This is a genomic window from Corynebacterium sp. HMSC074A01 (assembly GCF_001831515.1).
Classification (GTDB): domain Bacteria; phylum Actinomycetota; class Actinomycetes; order Mycobacteriales; family Mycobacteriaceae; genus Corynebacterium.
Map to the genome: position 1 here is coordinate 113,255 of NZ_KV825599.1, position 16,415 is coordinate 129,669.

Consider the following 16,415-nt stretch of genomic DNA (forward strand, 5'->3'; position numbering starts at 1 on the left):
TGTCCAGGCGGTGCCCGTTTTCCCGCGCCGCGCCAACACACGCCGCCTGCGCCTTCGTGTTACGCACCGACCCGTAGAACACTTCGGCGGCAACCGAGAGTTGTTCGGCGCGGTCGCGGTCCATGCCGCGGGCGACGAGCTCGGAGACGCTCGCCGAAGCCGCGTCGGCAACGATGGCGATGCCGGCGCGGTCCTGGGCGATGAGTGCGTCTACGAGATTCATGCCACCCACAATAAACACCCGAGACCTGCGCAAACAAGCAATTGTGAGAAGTATTCCACTTTCGGCCCAAAAGGGAACCGAAGCCCCGAAACGTGCGTCTAATAGGGATCGGAGTTTTTCGCGCGGTAGACTCGTGGCAATGACACTGTCAACCACGTTTGCTGACCTCGGACTGCCAAAGCCTGTGGTCACCGTCCTGTCCAAGCAAGGTATCGAGCATCCCTTCCCCATCCAGGAGGCAGCGATCCCCGATGCGCTCGCCGGGCGCGACGTCCTCGGCCGCGGCCCCACCGGCTCCGGCAAGACCTTCACCTTCGGCCTGCCGATGCTCGTGCGTCTCAGCGGTGCGCCAAGCCGCCCCGGCCGTCCGCGCGGCCTCGTTTTGGCACCGACCCGCGAGCTTGCGGCGCAGATCCGCGAGCGTCTGGCCGATCCTGCGGCGGCGCTTGGTCTGCGGGTGCTCGATGTCGTCGGCGGGGTGAACATCAACACCCAAATCCGCGCGCTCGCCGCCCCCGTCGACCTGCTCGTCGCCACCCCGGGCCGCGCCCAGGACCTGATCAACCAGGGCAAACTCTCGCTCGATGCGGTAGAAGTCACCGCGCTCGACGAAGCCGACCAGATGGCCGACATGGGTTTTCTTCCACAGGTCCGCAAGCTTCTCGACGCCACGCCTCCCAACACTCAGCGCCTCCTTTTCTCCGCCACGCTCGACGGGGATGTGCAAAAACTCATCGACCGCTACATGCACGACCCGGTCACGCACTCGACTGCGCCCGTGGAGGCGGCGGTGGACACGATGGAGCACGTGCGTTTGCTCGTCGGTAGCCGCGAGCAGCGCAATGCGATCGTGCTGCAGATCGCTGCGCGCGAGGGCAAGACCATCATGTTCATGCGCACGAAGCACGGCGTAGACCGCCAGGTCAAGAAGTTGCGGCGCGTGGGCATCAACGCCCAGGGTCTCCACGGCGATAAGGGCCAGGGCGCGCGGACTCGCGCTATCGAGGGTTTTGCGGACGGCTCGACGCCGGTGCTCGTGGCCACCGACATCGCCGCTCGCGGAATCGACATCAACGACGTCTCGCTCGTCGTGCACGTCGACCCACCCGCCGAGCACAAGGCCTACCTGCATCGCGCCGGCCGCACCGCGCGCGCAGGCACCTCGGGCACGGTGGTGACGCTGGTCATGGATGAGCAGCGCAAGGAAGTGGACAAACTTTTGCGCAAGGCGGGTGTCGACGCCCGCGAGGTCGAAGTCGAGCCCATGTCCGAAAGCCTCATTACAATCACCGGTGCACGCGAGCCCAAGGGCGCGCCGCTGCCGCCGCCGGGGCAGCCGGCGGGGGCGCGTGGGCGTCGAAAAGCACCGCACACACGAAGGAGACATAGGCGCTAACTGCAATGGACATATTCATATCCATCCTCTCGCTGCTGGGCTTCATCCTGCTCACCGCCTCAACGGGCCTGTTCGTGGCGATCGAGTTCGCCATGACAGGGCTCGAGCGGTCCACTATCGACGCCCACGTGCGAGAGAAGGGCGACAAACGCGCCCACGCGGTGGCGCGCGACCACGCAAACCTTTCCTTCGCGCTTTCCGGCGCGCAGCTCGGCATCACGCTGACGACGCTGGCCGCGGGCTTCCTCGCCGAGCCGGTGCTCGGCCAGTACTTCGCTCCCCTGCTCCGGCTGGTGGGTTTGAGCGATCAGGCCTCTACCGCAGTCGCGCTTGTGCTCGCCCTCGCGGTGGCGACTTTTCTCTCCATGGTGTTCGGCGAGCTGGTGCCGAAGAACGTGGCGATTACGGACCCGCTCGCCACTGCGCGCTTCGTGGTGCCGCCGGTCAACGCCTTCAACACTGTGTTCAAGGGCTTCATTTCCTCGCTGAACCGCTCGGCGAACTTTATCGTGCGCAAGCTCGGCATGGAGCCGGCCGATGAGCTCGCCTCCGCCCGCTCTGGCCAGGAGCTCACCGCGATGGTGCGCAGCTCCGCGCAGGCCGGCGGGCTGGATGCGGATACCGCGGCGGTGATCGACCGCTCGCTGCAGTTCGGCGACACCACCGCCGAGGAAGTGATGACGCCGCGCTCGACGATCAACGCCCTCGACGCCAAGGACACCGTCGCCGACCTCATCGCGCTTGCCCGCGAGACCGGCCACTCCCGCTTCCCCGTGCGCCGCGGCGACCTCGACGACACGATTGGCGTGGTGCACATCAAGGACGCGTTCTCGGTGGATAAAGCCGAGCGCGCCACGACGAAGCTGGAGGGCCTGGCGAAGGCGGTGCCGTTCGTTCCGGGCACGCTCGACGGCGACTCGGTGCTCAACCGGGTGCGCTCCGCCGGCTCGCAGGTCGTGCTGGTGGCCGACGAGTTTGGCGGCACGCAGGGCCTGGTCACCATCGAGGACGTCGTTGAGGAAATCCTGGGCGAGGTCTACGACGAGTACGACGACGCGGAGCAGGAGCGCGACTTCCAGCGCTTCGGCACCTCGTGGGAGGTCTCGGGGCTCGTGCGGCTTGACGACGTCGCGTCGATGACCGGCTACACCGCCCCCGAAGGCCCCTACGAAACCCTGGGCGGACTAGTCATGGCCACACTCGGCCGGATCCCGCAGGCGGGCGACACGGTGGTGCTGCCACAGGCCGCTGCGAACTTCCAGGAGGAGTTCGAGGCGGGCGGTGCTGGCAACTGGATCGGTCGCGTGTCTGTGATGGACGATCGCCGCGTGGATCGCGTGGTGCTCAGCCCGGTCTCGCCCGCGGAAGCGGAGCGTATCGCCGAGCGCCAGGGTGGTGAGCAGGAGTGAGTATCTGGCTTGCCATTGTTTTAATCGTCGTACTGCTGGCGCTGAACGCGTTCTTCGTCGCCGCCGAGTTCGCGCTCGTCTCCTCGCGGCGCGACCGCCTGGAGAACATGCTCGCGCAGGGCAAGAAGGACGCGAAGGGCGTCCTCGAGGCCACCGAGCACCTGTCCATCTACCTTGCGGGCGCGCAGTTCGGCATTACGATCGCCTCGCTGGTGCTGGGTAAGGTCGCAGAGCCCGCGATCGCGCACTACATCGAGGTGCCCTTCAAGGGCCTCGGGCTGCCGGAGAACCTGCTGCACCCGGTCTCCTTTGTCATCGCGCTGTGCATCATCTCCTACCTGCACATCCTGCTGGGTGAAATGGTGCCGAAGAACATCGCGATCGCCGGTCCGGAGTCGACCGCGATGTGGCTCACGGGTCCGATGACGGTGTGGATGAAGCTCACTCGCCCGGTGATCGAGTTCTTGAACTGGGTGGCGCGCAAGACGCTGGCGGCGTTCGGCATCGTGCAGCGCGACGAGCTGGAGTCCACGGTGGACCAGGAGCAGCTGGCCAGCATGATCCAGGAGTCCCGCGAGGAGGGCCTGCTGGACGCCGAGGAGACGGCACGGCTGGCCAAGGCGCTGCGCTCCGAGTCGCGCAACCTGAAGGAGGTCATGATCCGCTTGCCGGACGTGAAGACCATCGCGCTGCCGCCTTCGGGCATTCGGCTCTCCGCAGTCGAACGCGCGGTACGGGAGACGGGCTACTCCCGCTTCCCGGTGGAGACAGCACCTGGGGTGTTCGTCGGCTACCTGCACGTCAAGGACATCCTGGACCTCATGGAGTCCGCCGAGGAGGATCCGCTGGTGCCGCGCGCGAAGATTCGCCCGCTCAGCAGCGTCGACGGGGCGCAAACGCTTGACGACGCCCTCACGTCCCTCCACCGCCGCTCCGCCCACATGGCACAGGTCCGCGACAACGGCGTCGTCGTCGGTGTGCTGGCGCTGGAGGATGTCATCGAGGAGTACGTGGGCACGGTCGCCGACTGGACCCACGAGGACGACTAGATGCCCGTACACCTCTCCCCCGCCGAGTACAGAGAAGCGATGGCGGCGCACGAGGCGCGCGCCGACGCCTGGGTGACGCCCCACTTGGAGCGCCGTGCGCGCGGACAGCACCACCCGGTGTGGGACTTCCTCTTCGATTACTACTGGCTGCGCCCGACCCACCTGCGTCGCTGGCACCCGGGGCTCGGGCGCGTGCTTGACGACGCTGCCACCACGCCCCACGCCACCTGGCGCGATTACCGGGTCGAAGCCGCCGTCGACGGCAGCGCGACGGTCGGGTTCGACGCGGAGTCGTTTATGGCCCGGCACGGGGTGGCGATGGAGGAGATTCGGGGGCTGCTGCGTGGCGTCGATAAGCGGGAGCCCCACTTCGATTGCTTTGGGCTGCACGAGTGGGCGATGGTCTACCGCACGGATCGGCCCCGGCATAATTTGCCGCTACGGCTGGGGCGAGCCGGGACCGACGCGGTGGTGGAATCGCACCAGCTCAAGTGCACGCACTACGACGCGTTTCGCTTCTTCACCAAGCCCGCGCGGCCGCTGAACCTCACCGTGCTCACGCGCGAGGGGCAGGCGGACAACGATCGGGCGGGCTGCGTGCACGTGGCGATGGACTTGTACAAGTGGGCGACCAAGCTCGGGCCTGCGGTGCCCGGCGAGCTGCTGCTGGACACGTTCGCGCTCGCGCGGCAGGCGCGAAAGCTGGACATGGAGGCCTCCCCCTACGACTGCCGCGAGCTGGGTTTTGGCGTCGTGCCGATAGAGACGGCCGAGGGCAAGGCCGAGTACGTGCGTCGGCAGCGGGAGCTCGCGGCGGCCGCGGAGCCGCTGCGGCTTCGGCTTGTCGCGCTCCTGGATCAGCTTATCGACGGATAAGATGGCGGCAGAAGTTTTTTGGTCCTGTGGCGTTTAAGGCGGTTGACATGGCACGACACTCCAATGGGAAGAACAATTACGCGCTGTCGGGAGGTGCCATCGCGGTACTCGTGGCATTGCTGCTCATTGTTGCGCTCGTGCTGTGGCTGATCTTCGGCCGCGGCGAGAGCTCTGAGGAGGTGGCCGGCGGCGAATGCGTCTCCGGCAACCTGGAACTGCCCGTTGCGGCCTCGGATACAGGCGTGGGCCAAGCGGTTGTCGACGCCTACGCGGAGACCAAGCCGGTCGTCCGCGACTACTGCGTGCAGCCCGTGCTGGTGGACAACGTGGCGGACGCCGCCGTCTACGTCGCCCCGGACACACCGCTGACACACAAGACTATCGAGGACGCGGGCCGCACCGCCGCCGTGTCTGATCCGGAGGTCGTTGCCGAGCAGCCGGTGGGCATCGCCGGCGAGAAGGCCGCCGAGCTCGGCGAAGTCGACCTTTCCGCGGTGCGCTTCCCTACCGGTGAGCAGCCGTCGGCCTCCGCGGTTGTCGCCTCGAAGCTTGCGGGCGAAGACGCGGGCCGCGCCGCCTCAGCGCTTAAGGAGCAGCGTCTGGACCCGTTCGCCGACTATGAGCAAACGCCGGACACCTTCGTCGCCACGGCTGAAGACGCCACCCCGGAGGGGCTTGTGTTCACACCCGTCGACGCGGCGGTGCAGTACGCGGCGATCCCGCTCAATGCGGGCGAGCACACCGACGAGAACCAATCGCGCGCCGGGCAGGATTTCGCCCGGTCGCAGGCGAAGGAAGACGTCGGTGAGCCAGCGGGCGTCGATGACTCGGTCTGGGCCGCCGCCTTTGATACCGCCCCGGCAAAGCAGGCTCCGGAGAAGAAGACTGAAAAGGAGACGGCACAGGCGGCCGGCGAGGTTGCGCACACGCTGTTCCTGCTCGACACCTCGGATGCGATGGCACCGTTTATCCAGCCCGCGAAGGACGCCATCGGCGAGGCGGCGGGCAACGTCGCCGCGCAGGAGAAGATGGTCGGCCTGTGGAACTACTCCTCCCCGCTCAACGAGGGTGTGACCCGCGGCTACCGAGTCAACGTGGGCCTGACCCCAGCGGCGGAGGAAGTTGACGTGGCGGTGCACCGCTTCCTCACTGGCGGGGTGCCGCAGACTCGAGAGGCGCTCACCGCTGCCGCCGCTGCCTCCGCCGGTGGCGCAGAGCCTGTCCGAATCGTGCTGGTGACCACTGGCACCGCCGACGCGGGCGAAGATGGGGAAGGCACCGCCTTTGCCGAGTCCCTGCAGCAATACTTGGATCAGAACGTAGAGATTGCGGTTGTGCACGTCGGCGACGGCGCGCCGGACGCGGGCGTAGAGCGCGTTGCCGCAACGCAGGCGCAGGCGTCCACGCCCGAGGAGCTGCCCGCGGCGCTGGCTACCGCGGTCGGCACCAAGTAGGTACGCAAAAAGGAACGCCCCCCTTGGCTGGGGGCGTTCCTTCTTCTATGGGAGTGTCGGCGTAAGGCCTAGGAGGTCTTGCGGCGACGGCGGGCGGCGAGTTCGTCGATACCGGTGATTTCGGCGGTTGGCGCGTCGTCGTGAAGCACGCGCTCCGACGGGAAGGCCGAGATGGTGCCGGTGAGCTCCTTCATGATCTGCGGGACGGCGATGCCGAATACGCCCTGGCCGCCGCCGAGGAGGTCGATGATCTCTTCGTTGCTGCGGCACTCGTAGACGGTGGTGCCATCGGAGACGAGGGTGATTTCCGCGATGTCGTTCACGCCGCGGTCGCGCAGCTTGTCCACCGCGAGGCGGATGTTCTGCAGGGAGATGCCGGTGTCCAGCAGGCGCTTGACGATCTTCAGGACCAGGATGTCCTTGAAGGAGTACAGACGCTGGGAGCCGGAGCCCTTCGCGCCGCGGATGGACGGACGGACGAGTTCGGTACGTGCCCAGTAGTCCAGCTGGCGGTAGGTGATGCCGGCGACCTGGCAGGCGATCGGGACGCGGTAGCCCACTTCGTCGCTGGGGCCGAGGTCGAAGAGCGATTCCTGTACGGCGGCGTCGAGCGTGGGCTGTGCGCCGAGGTCCGGGGTGTTCGTAGTCACGTAATTACTCCCATGGTGTTTGGCTGAATGCCGATGTCTTTATTAAATGTCAAGCATAGGCATCTGGTCAACCTTTGCACGCGCAACACGCCGAACATTAACCCTCAACTTCACGTTGAGAGTTCTTCTACCCCGGCTTTCACTTGCGTCACTTTAGAAACTTCATTCACGCGAAAGCACCCCCAAACGTGGGAAAGCGCCGCCCACCCCGTGTATGGGGTTGGCGGCGCGTCGATAAGCGAGCTGGCCTAGTTGCCCAGTCTGCGGCGCAGTTCGTTCTTCACCAGCGAGGCGTGCAGGGAGACGATCAGCGCCGACATCTGCTGGCCGGTCTCCTCCGCCAGCTGGTGCGCGGTGTCCTTGCCGGATTTCGCGATGGGCTCGGCGACCTGCGTGATGAGGTCGACCTGGCGATCGGCGGTGGTGCGCAGCGTCTTCAGGTGGCGGATGTCCACGCCGAAGTCGCCGAGAGCGAGCGCGGTGGTCACCACGCTGACGTCGTCGGCGGTGAAGTAGCCAGCCCGGTCAGGGCTGATCAGCCCAGCCTTGATCAGCTGTGCCACCGTCGCCTGGTCCGTGTTGGCCTGCTCGGCGACATCCTCGTCGCTGAGCTTGGTGTCCGCGGGCGCGCGGAAGTTGTCCGCAGAGACCATCGGCTCCGCGTCGGCCCCGCTCATGATCGCGGTGACCTGGCCGGAATCCATCGCCTCGAGCTGCTCGCGGATGACCTTCAGCGGCAGGTAGTTGTCGCGCTGGGTGACCAGGATGTAGCGGAGACGCTCCACGTCATCGTCGGTGAAGCGGCGGTAGCCGGACGCGGTGCGCTGCGGGGTGATCAGCCCCTCGGACTCGAGGAAGCGGATCTTGGACAGGCTCACGTCCGGGAATTCCTCGCGGAGACGTTCAAGGACCACGCCGATGGACATGGTCTTGGCTTTCCCCTTCGGGGACTGGCCAGCCGCTTTCAGCGGCGAGGTGCTACGGAGTGCGCTCACTGGTGGTGGATCTTTCGTTGCTACGTCTCGTGTCCCCCGCACAAGGCGAGGGACAGGTAAAGGATGATGCCCGGGACGCGGGCGTGTAGGAGAACCTTACTTCTCGTCGGCGATGAAGACCAGACGGAACTTACCGATCTGGATCTCGTCACCGGTGGACAGCGTCTGCGAGTTGCGCGGCTCGCGGTTGACATAGGTGCCGTTGAGCGAGCCCACGTCGACGACCTCGAAGGAGTCCTCCGTGCGGCGGAACTCGGCGTGGCGGCGGGACACGGTCACATCGTCCAGGAAGATGTCGGCCTCCGGGTGGCGGCCGGCCGTGGTGGAATCCTGGTCCAGCAGGAAGCGTGCGCCAGCGTTCGGGCCGCGCTTGACTACCAGCAGGGCCGCGCCCTCGGGGAGGTTCTCTGCACCGGTGATGCCGTCCTTGGATGCGGAGGCGCCGTTTTCCATCTCCTTCAGCAGGTCCGCACGGAACACCGAAGTGGTTTCCACCTGGTGCTGCGGGTTACCGGTGTTTTCGCTCATCACTTACTCCTGACTTTGTGTGATACCGACGCTTCCCGGCGAGAAAAGCCACCGCGTCGATGTCGAGGTTTTCAGTTAGCTGTTTGTCATACTACCGACTCGCGTCGGTTCTGTGGGCCTTTGCCACCACTCACCCACCAAGTTCGCAGATAACGCTTCTGTAGCGCCCCAGCCCTTTAACGAAAGATATTCCCGATGCCGGAGATGACACTGTTGCCCGAGCCCGCGAGGGGGTTGTCGGAGACCATGTAGGTCCACGTGGCGCTTGGTCGTTTCCAGCCGGCGTCGGCGAGGTGGGCACCGTTGGCGTCGATAAGCACCTGCTCAAAGGTGTCGACAGCCTGGTCGACGGCACGATTGGCCAGCTCCTTGAACTCGCGGACGGCGATGCGGTGGTACTCGGTAATCGGGGTCTCGCGGGCGATGGCGCGCAGGTGGATGGATTCGCGCACGTCGTCCATAAGCGCGAGGTATTCGGACCACTCGGCGTCGAGGTGGAAGAGCATGATCTCGCGGGCAGCCTGCTCGCGCACGGCCTGGTCGAGGCCGGAAAGCTCGGCCGCTCGTTGCGGGCTGCGCTCGACCAGCTCGCGCCAGGCGGCGTCGGTATCGAGCAGCGCCGCGCGGCGGGTGTCCAGGATTTCGCGGTGGTCTGCGAGCAGCTTGTTGTACTTCCAGGTCTGGGAGTGGATCTCCAACAGCTGGCCCTCGGTGACGCGCTGGCAGTGTTCGACGAACTGCTGGATGCGGTTCGACTCGATCCGGCCGTCCGCGCCCGGGTGCGCCGTGACCTGTTCGTCGGCACCGCCGGTGGTGACGATGTCATCTTCCAGCGAGACGAAGAACAGGCTTAAGCCCGGATCCCCTTGGCGGCCAGCGCGGCCGCGCAGCTGGTTGTCCAGGCGAGCGGAGCGGTGCCGGGCGGTACCGATGACTGCGAGCCCGCCGAGGGCGGCGACCTCGTCGTGGTCGGCCTCGTCCGCGCCACCGAGGCGGATATCGGTGCCGCGGCCCGCCATCTGAGTGGACACGGTCACGCGCCCCAAGTCGCCCGCCTCCGCGATGATGCGGGCCTCCTCGGCGTCGTTCTTCGCGTTGAGCACGTTAACCGCGATGCCGCGCGCCTCGAGTGCGTCGGCGAGCGCCTCGGATTCCGCGACGTCGTGCGTGCCCACCAGCACTGGCTGGCGGTTGGAGTGCAGCAGCGCGACCTCTTCGACGATCGCGCGGTTCTTCTCCTCCATCGTGGCGTAGATGCGGTCGGCTTCATCGAAGCGCTTGAGCTCGTTGGCCCGGTCGATCACCGCAACGTGCAGGTCGTAGAAGGAGCGCAGCTGGTCGGTGGCCTCGACGGCGGTGCCGGTCATGCCGCACACCGTCGGGTAGCGGCGCATGAGCGCTTGCAATGTGATCGAGTCGAGGATGCGGCCGCCCTCGGAAACCTTCAGCCCCTCCTTCGCCTCCACCGCAGCCTGCAGCCCGTCGGGCCAGCGCTGCAGCTCGGCCACGCGCCCGCGGGAGGCGTCGACGAGCGCGACCTTGCCGTCGTCGACGATGTAGTGCACATCCCTGATCAGCAGCGCCTTCGCGTGCAGGGCGAGGTTCACGCGCACAAGCGTGGTGCCGATGTGGCCGTCGCCGTAGAGCGAGTCGATGCCCAGCAGCTTCTCCACGCGGCTCGCGCCCTCGTCGGTGAGGAAGACGTTTCGGCCCTCGGCGTCGATGGTGTAGTCCTTGTCCTCGACTAGGTGGGAGACGGCCTCGGTGATCTGCCCGGTGGCCTGCTCGCTGCCTTCGGAGCCGGCGAGGACTAAGGGGACGAGTGCTTCGTCGACAAGCACACTGTCCGCCTCATCCACCAGAGCAACGTCGGCGGGCAGCTGAACGGTTTGCTCGCGCGCGGTGATCTGGTTATCGCGCAGGTGGTCAAAGCCGATTTCGGTGACCGGCGCGTAGATAATGTCGGCGCGGTACGCCGCCACGCGCTCCTCGCGGCTGCTGGCCTCGGTGACCGCGGCGACGCTCAGCCCGAAGAACTCCACGAGCGGACGCATCCACTCCGCGTCGCGCCCGGCCAGATAATTATTCACCGTAATGACGTGGACGCGCTTGCCCGTGAGCGCAAAGCCGGTGGCGGCCATCGCACCCACGAGCGTCTTGCCCTCGCCGGTGGCCATCTGGATCACGTCGCCCTCGAGCAGGCGCAGCACTGCCTGGTTCTGCACGTCGAAAGGCCGCATGCCCAGCGTGCGCTGCGAGGCGACCGTGAGCACAGCCAAGAAGCGCGACTTGTCCTTGATCTCGCCGTCGGCGACGGTGGTGCGGATGGTGTCTACCAACGCGGCGTCGTCAAGCTGCTCGAGCTCCGGCAGCAACTCGTAGGCAGCGGCGACGATGCCCTTGGACTTCTTGTTGTTGCGCTCGGATGTCGAGCCCATCGCCTTCCAGAACCAGTCGAATGCGCCCATGCGCAGGGCCGTCCTTCCTCATCGCGGCACCACGGGCGCGTGAGGTGCGCCCGTGGCAAAGGTCAATGCCCCCAAGTCTAAGCGCTGCGCGCACTCGCCCCATGGACGGGACTGTTGTTGGGAGATTCTTTGTGCCTTAGATTGTATGGCAGCCCGCGCGCACGTTTGGCGCGCAGCACTTGAGAAATCGCGAACAAACAAGAGAAAGCCCACGCCATGAAGTCTCTGAATCTCAAGGTCCCCTCTTCGACGGGGCTCCAGCTTGCCGCCACTATGGATCGCCCCGATGGGCCGGCAAAAGCCTACGCAATCTTCGCGCACTGCTTCGCCGGTTCGCGCCACACTCCTGGCGCATCGCGAATTTCGAAGCGGCTGACCGAGCACGGGATCGCTACCTTGCGATTCGACTTCCCAGGCCTGGGCCAGTCCGAGGGCGAGTTCGCCGAGACCTCGTTTAGCCAGAATGTTGACGATATCGTCGCGGTCGCACAGTGGATGGAGGAGCACTTTACGGCCCCGCAGCTGATCATGGGCCACTCGCTCGGCGGCGCGGCGGTGCTCAAGGCGGCGACCCGCCCGGAGCTAAAGAAGATGCTGAAGATGGTGGCCACCGTCGGCGCACCCTTCGACCCCGCACACTCCGTGCTGCACTACGCGGACAAGATCGGCGAGGCGGACGCGAACGGCTCCGTCCACGTCACGCTCGGCGGGCGCGAGCTGGTCATTTCGCGCCATTTCTTGGAGGATCTCGCGGAGACCAACCCGGAGGAATACCTGGGCAAGGTGCGCAAGCCGCTGCTGGTGGTGCACTCGCCTATCGACGTCACCGTAGGCATCGATAACGCCCAGACCATCTTCCAGCTCACCCGCTACCCCAAGTCGCTCATGGCACTGGACAAGGCCGACCACCTGCTCACCCGCCAGGGCACCGCCCAGCGCGCCGCCGACATCATCGGCTCCTGGGCCCAGCAGTACATCGTGCCCGAGTTCACTCCGGAGCCCACCGGCGATTCCAACGCCATTTCCTACTCGGCGCGCGGCACGAAGTACGGGGATGTCGTGCGCACCTCGGGGCGCGAAATCACCACCGACCGCGCGAAGAACGCCGGCGGCAAGGGCCAGGGCGTGACCTCGACAGGGCTGTTCATGTCAGCGCTCGCCGTGTCCTGCTCGCAGGCGATCAGGATCGCGGCGAAGGGCATGCCGCTTGACGACGTCCGCGTGGAAGTCACCCACGACGCAGACACCACCTTCACCCGCCACATCACCCTCTACGGAGACCTGACGGACGAACAGGTGGAGACCCTGCGCGCCGCCGGCGCCGCCTCCACCGTGGACGGCTACGTCGCTGCTAACGACATCACCACCACGGTGGACACCGCCACCGTCGAGCAGCGCCGCGAGCGCGACAAGCAGCGCTAACTATGGCCGCCCGCTCTCTTTCTGCCTGTGCGTGCGGATCTGGCAAGCCGTACGCCGCCTGCTGCGGTTCCTACCATCGCGGCGCGAAGCCGCTGACCGCCGAGGCGTTGATGCGCTCGCGCTACACCGCTTTTGTCCACGGCCTGCCCGAGTACCTGCACATCACTTGGGCAGCGCGGACCCGACCAAAGGTGTCAGAGCTGCCTGCGACCGGTATGCCCTTTACCCGGCTCGAGATCCTGCGCACGCAGGGTGGCGGCCCCTTTGACACGGAAGGCGTGGTGGAGTTTGCCGCCTACTCCCCCACCGGCGTGCAGCATGAGGTCTCCCGCTTCATCCGCGAAGACGGCGCGTGGGTCTACCTCGACGGCGACCTACGATAGGACGCTTAGACTGACTGACCTGCCGGTTTCCTTTTCTCCTCACAGTGTTGTAATCTGGCCGAGTTACCGCAGACGCGGTAGCGGACGGGCTGTGGCGCAGTTTGGTAGCGCACCACACTGGGGGTGTGGGGGTCGCAGGTTCAAATCCTGTCAGTCCGACAAAATCCGCGAGGGTACCGACAAAACGGCCGGTACCCTCGCTTTTTGCGTAGTCCCCCTAGCGAGACCTCACCCACTCGGGGTAGATTGCGTTTCAACCATTGGTAAGCCTGCCTACGTAAGGCAGACTACTCTGCATGGAATTGCTGTTGACCTACCTTGCTGTGGTGTTTGGCTGCGGGCTTATCGCATGGGCAGTCCGTCTCCCACCACTGATCGGGTTTCTGGCCGCGGGGTTTATCCTCAACGCCAACGGCGTCGCGCACGTCGAGGCCCTCGATCTCTTCGCCGACATCGGCGTCACCCTCATGCTCTTCGCCATTGGCCTGCGCCTGGATCTGCGGGCGCTGACGGATAAAGCCGTGTGGCTGACCGCCAGCGCCCACGTCTTGGTCATGACGCTTGTTGGCGCGGGATTCATCTCCGCACTTGGCGCGCTCGGCGCTTTCGGCCCCACGTCCTTCTCGGTCGCCGTCAACATCGCTCTGGTCTTGAGCTTTTCGAGCACCATCGTGGTAATCAAGATCCTCCAAGACCGCGGCGACGAGCAAGCGCTCTACGGCAATATCTGCGTCGGCGTGCTGATTATGCAGGACATCCTCGCCGTTGCTTTCATGAGCGTCCTCCGCGGCGAGCCCCCGCGCCTGTCCGCCTTCCTACTCGTCCTCATCGTCCCACTGCTCGCCCTGACCACCCGCCGCTGGTACAAACTCGGCCACGGCGAGCTGGGCGCGCTCTTCGGCATCGTCATGGCACTGCTTCCGGGCTACGCCCTTTTCGAGTGGGTGGGCCTTTCCGGCAGCCTCGGCGCCCTGGTCATGGGCGTGGTACTCTCTCGCTCCCCCGGTGCCGAGCAGCTCAGCCACTCGCTGTTTACCCTCAAAGAGCTGCTTCTCGTCGGTTTCTTCGTCAACATCGGCTTCCTCGGACTCCCGAGCTGGCAGAATCTTCTCGACGCCGGCCTGCTACTCCTCCTACTCCCACTCCAAGCTGTGGCCTACTGGGCGATCCTCTGGACACTGGGCCTGCGCAACCGCACCTCGGTGCTCGCAGCGCTGTTGCTTTCGAATTACTCCGAGTTCGCGCTGATCATCGCAGCCGTCGGCGTCGCAGACGGCTGGCTCAACCAGCGCTGGCTACTTTCTCTTGTGCTCGCGGTTTCGCTCAGCTTCGTTGTCTCGGCGATCTGCAACCCACAAAGCGTCTCGCGCGCCACCCACCTGGCGAAGCGCCTGCCCACGCGTCCGCCGCACAAGATTCACCCAGAGGATCGCCCCATCGAGCTTGGCGACGCCCACGCACTCGTCCTCGGCGTCGGCCGCCTCGGACTCGCCTGCTACAAGGAGCTCGCCGAGGTCTACGGCGCCCGGGTCCTGGGCGTGGAACACGACCCCGCCCGCGTCCGCCACCTGCAAGAACGCGGCTACAACGTGGTTGAAGGCGACGCCACTGATGTGGACTTCTGGGAGCGCGTCAAGGACAGCCACCAGATCGACATGATCATGCTCGCCATGCCCGCCCAACACGCAAACGTGGACACAGTCAAAGAGATCTACGCCTCCCGCATCAACCCCGAAGAGTGCACGATCAGCTCGGTGGCCATGTACCGCGAAGACGTCGAAGACCTCGAGGCCCTCGGCCTGGATGTGGTGGTACACCTGCTAGACGGTGCCGGTGAGTCCCTCGCCGAGCGCACCTTCACAAAGAACGAGCAGCGCCGCCTGCATGTCGCGGGAGATGCTACGGAATAGGCTGCACGTCACCGCACAAGGCCCTGAGCATTGTCGTTGTAGACGATTAGCGGGCGAAAAGCTTGGTAATCTCGGGACTCCATCCCCCAATATGCATGGAAGTAGTGATACCCATGACCACACCAAACAACGGAAAGAAGAACACTACCTGCAGTAATCACTTGGCGACCGGCGTCGGCGTCGGTGTCGCCCTGGGCGTCGTACTCGGCCTCACCGTTTCGCAGGTGGGCATCGCCCTCGGCGTCGCGCTCGGCATCATCCTCGGCGCCGTTGTCGGTTGGTACTACGACGAGCGGGAAAAGAAGAAGGGCAGCGCTGCGTAAACGCGTTTAGTCCACATCGAACGGAGCTCCCCTCTCAGCGGCAATGGGCCGGGGGGAGCTTCGTTGTTTTGTTTCTACGGCTGGCGTGCCTGTTTCACGGAGACTGGGAGTCTGCGGCCGCGGACTGGGAGCACGGCTGCAGTTGGAGTCTGCGGCAGCGGACTGGGAGCATATCGTGCGTTAAGCCAATTGGAGCTAGCTCCGTTTAACCGTATCGTGTCGTGGCGACCTGGGGTTTTCCAGGCGGAGATGGTCCGAATGGAGCTAGCTCCAAATAGAGAGACCGGGTTCACGCGACCAGGGCTTTTCTCATCCCTCTTCGTCCAAATGGAGCTAGCTCCGTTTGGCCATTTCGTGCAACGCCGACCTGGGCTTTTACCGGAGGGACTGACCCAGATGGAGCTAGCTCCATTTGGGAGGCCGATAGGTTTTTGGACACGGAGTCCGAAGACTTTTTGGACAGCACAGCCGCGGGTGCAAAGACGCCAAGGAGTCTGCGACCGCGGACTCTCAGGATGCACAGTCTGCGGCCGCAGACTGGAAAACCCGCAGCAGCGGACCCCTCGGCCGGGTGTGTTAGCCGCGGACGTTGTTACCGATCACCGTCGGCAACACCAACGGGGACTGCCCCAGCAGCGCCTCCAGGTTCCCATCACGCTCCACCGCACTGGTGACCGCTTTGACCTTCGCCTGTGCCTTGCCTTGTCCCTGACCACGACCACCAGCAGCACCCATCGGACCAGCAGCCATCACACCGCCACGACCACCGGTCGCACCCGCACCGGTACCAGCGGCTGCTGTCGCACCTGGTATCTGGCCTGCAGCACCTGGCATACCCGCGCCAAAACCTGCAACACCACGACCAGCGCCCATACCAGCACCAGCCCCGGCACCGGCAAGGCCCGCGCCAGCACCCAACGCACCACCAACAGCAGCACCAGCCGCCGCACCCGCTTGCGCATCACGCGGCATGCGACCACGCGCACCGTGTGCACCAGATCCACGCCCACCACCAGCACCAGCACCGGCACCGGCGCCGACTGGGCCCGCCACCCCACCAGCACCACCAGCGGAAGCACCACCAGTACCACCGGTACCGGCAGCCACCGTGGGAGAGACACCACCCACGCCCGAGCCACCCGGACCACCAGGGCCTGCCAGACCAGAAGCACCCGGCTGGCTAAGCGTGCCTGCACCACCAGCACCAGCCGTAGGTGCCAACCCAGCACCCGAACCGACACCGGCACCGGCCGGTGTGAGCTGGCCCAGGCCCACAGATGCGGCCTGGGTACCCGCTACACCAGCAGGCGTTTTCGCAGCCACCTGCTC

At 65.7% G+C, this 16,415-nt stretch carries 16 protein-coding genes and 1 tRNA gene; 10 read left to right on the forward strand and 7 right to left on the reverse strand.

Annotation, left to right across the window (positions count from 1 at the left end; genetic code table 11):
• The coding region (locus HMPREF2550_RS12180) for a hypothetical protein (protein WP_168167670.1) at positions 1-223 on the reverse strand (223 nt) is incomplete at its 3' end.
• A gap of 139 nt (positions 224-362) precedes the next feature.
• Between HMPREF2550_RS12180 and HMPREF2550_RS02090 the strand changes: the two genes are divergently transcribed.
• Genes HMPREF2550_RS02090 through HMPREF2550_RS02110 form a run of 5 tightly spaced genes read left to right on the forward strand, consistent with a single transcriptional unit; the run spans position 363 to position 6,407 of the window.
• Positions 363-1,619, forward strand: a complete 1,257-nt coding sequence (locus HMPREF2550_RS02090; RefSeq protein ID WP_070789369.1) for a DEAD/DEAH box helicase — start codon at positions 363-365, stop codon at positions 1,617-1,619.
• 5 nt (positions 1,620-1,624) lie between these two features.
• A complete protein-coding gene (locus tag HMPREF2550_RS02095; protein ID WP_070789370.1) occupies positions 1,625-3,028 on the forward strand; it encodes a hemolysin family protein in 1,404 nt (467 codons plus the stop codon).
• Positions 3,025-4,077, forward strand: a complete 1,053-nt coding sequence (locus HMPREF2550_RS02100; RefSeq protein ID WP_070789371.1) for a hemolysin family protein — start codon at positions 3,025-3,027, stop codon at positions 4,075-4,077. Before HMPREF2550_RS02095 ends, HMPREF2550_RS02100 begins: the two co-directional genes overlap by 4 nt.
• Positions 4,078-4,953 carry a 3-methyladenine DNA glycosylase gene (locus tag HMPREF2550_RS02105; RefSeq protein WP_070789372.1) on the forward strand — a complete coding sequence of 292 codons (876 nt, stop codon included), beginning with the start codon at positions 4,078-4,080 and terminating at the stop codon, positions 4,951-4,953.
• Positions 4,954-5,000: 47 nt separating this feature from the next.
• Positions 5,001-6,407 carry a vWA domain-containing protein gene (locus tag HMPREF2550_RS02110; protein ID WP_070789373.1) on the forward strand — a complete coding sequence of 469 codons (1,407 nt, stop codon included), beginning with the start codon at positions 5,001-5,003 and terminating at the stop codon, positions 6,405-6,407.
• 68 nt (positions 6,408-6,475) lie between these two features.
• On the opposite strand, the gene HMPREF2550_RS02115 is transcribed toward HMPREF2550_RS02110, so the two are convergent.
• From HMPREF2550_RS02115 to secA2, 4 genes are all read right to left on the reverse strand, one after another.
• A complete protein-coding gene (locus tag HMPREF2550_RS02115) occupies positions 6,476-7,057 on the reverse strand; it encodes a MerR family transcriptional regulator (protein WP_070789374.1) in 582 nt (193 codons plus the stop codon).
• Positions 7,058-7,305: 248 nt separating this feature from the next.
• Complete coding sequence (locus HMPREF2550_RS02120) at positions 7,306-8,052, reverse strand: transcriptional regulator FtsR (protein WP_070789375.1); 747 nt, start codon at positions 8,050-8,052, stop codon at positions 7,306-7,308.
• A gap of 96 nt (positions 8,053-8,148) precedes the next feature.
• Entirely contained in the window at positions 8,149-8,580 is a 432-nt protein-coding gene (gene odhI, locus HMPREF2550_RS02125; protein WP_038590522.1) for an oxoglutarate dehydrogenase inhibitor Odhl, read from the reverse strand.
• 176 nt (positions 8,581-8,756) lie between these two features.
• Positions 8,757-11,048 carry an accessory Sec system translocase SecA2 gene (gene secA2, locus HMPREF2550_RS02130; RefSeq protein ID WP_070789377.1) on the reverse strand — a complete coding sequence of 764 codons (2,292 nt, stop codon included), beginning with the start codon at positions 11,046-11,048 and terminating at the stop codon, positions 8,757-8,759.
• A gap of 216 nt (positions 11,049-11,264) precedes the next feature.
• Here secA2 and HMPREF2550_RS02135 point away from each other — a divergent pair, with 216 nt between their 5' ends.
• The 5 genes from HMPREF2550_RS02135 (at position 11,265) to HMPREF2550_RS02155 (ending at position 15,086) form a co-directional block, all read left to right on the forward strand.
• Positions 11,265-12,470, forward strand: coding sequence for a bifunctional alpha/beta hydrolase/OsmC family protein (locus HMPREF2550_RS02135; RefSeq protein WP_070789379.1), 1,206 nt, complete (start codon positions 11,265-11,267; stop codon positions 12,468-12,470).
• A gap of 2 nt (positions 12,471-12,472) precedes the next feature.
• Positions 12,473-12,853 (forward strand): YchJ family protein, encoded by a 381-nt coding sequence (locus tag HMPREF2550_RS02140; protein ID WP_070762642.1) that lies wholly within the window; start codon positions 12,473-12,475, stop codon positions 12,851-12,853.
• An 85-nt stretch (positions 12,854-12,938) separates the two neighbouring features.
• Positions 12,939-13,012 (forward strand) — tRNA-Pro (locus HMPREF2550_RS02145).
• 137 nt (positions 13,013-13,149) lie between these two features.
• Complete coding sequence (locus HMPREF2550_RS02150; protein WP_070762643.1) at positions 13,150-14,763, forward strand: cation:proton antiporter family protein; 1,614 nt, start codon at positions 13,150-13,152, stop codon at positions 14,761-14,763.
• A gap of 113 nt (positions 14,764-14,876) precedes the next feature.
• Entirely contained in the window at positions 14,877-15,086 is a 210-nt protein-coding gene (locus HMPREF2550_RS02155; protein ID WP_070789381.1) for a hypothetical protein, read from the forward strand.
• A 576-nt stretch (positions 15,087-15,662) separates the two neighbouring features.
• Here HMPREF2550_RS02155 and HMPREF2550_RS12185 read toward each other — a convergent pair.
• Positions 15,663-15,836, reverse strand: coding sequence for a hypothetical protein (locus HMPREF2550_RS12185; RefSeq protein WP_168167671.1), 174 nt, complete (start codon positions 15,834-15,836; stop codon positions 15,663-15,665).
• On the reverse strand, positions 15,836-16,291 hold the full coding sequence (locus tag HMPREF2550_RS11745; protein ID WP_141760488.1) for a hypothetical protein: 456 nt from the start codon (positions 16,289-16,291) through the stop codon (positions 15,836-15,838). Before HMPREF2550_RS11745 ends, HMPREF2550_RS12185 begins: the two co-directional genes overlap by 1 nt.
• Positions 16,292-16,415 lie beyond the last annotated feature (124 nt).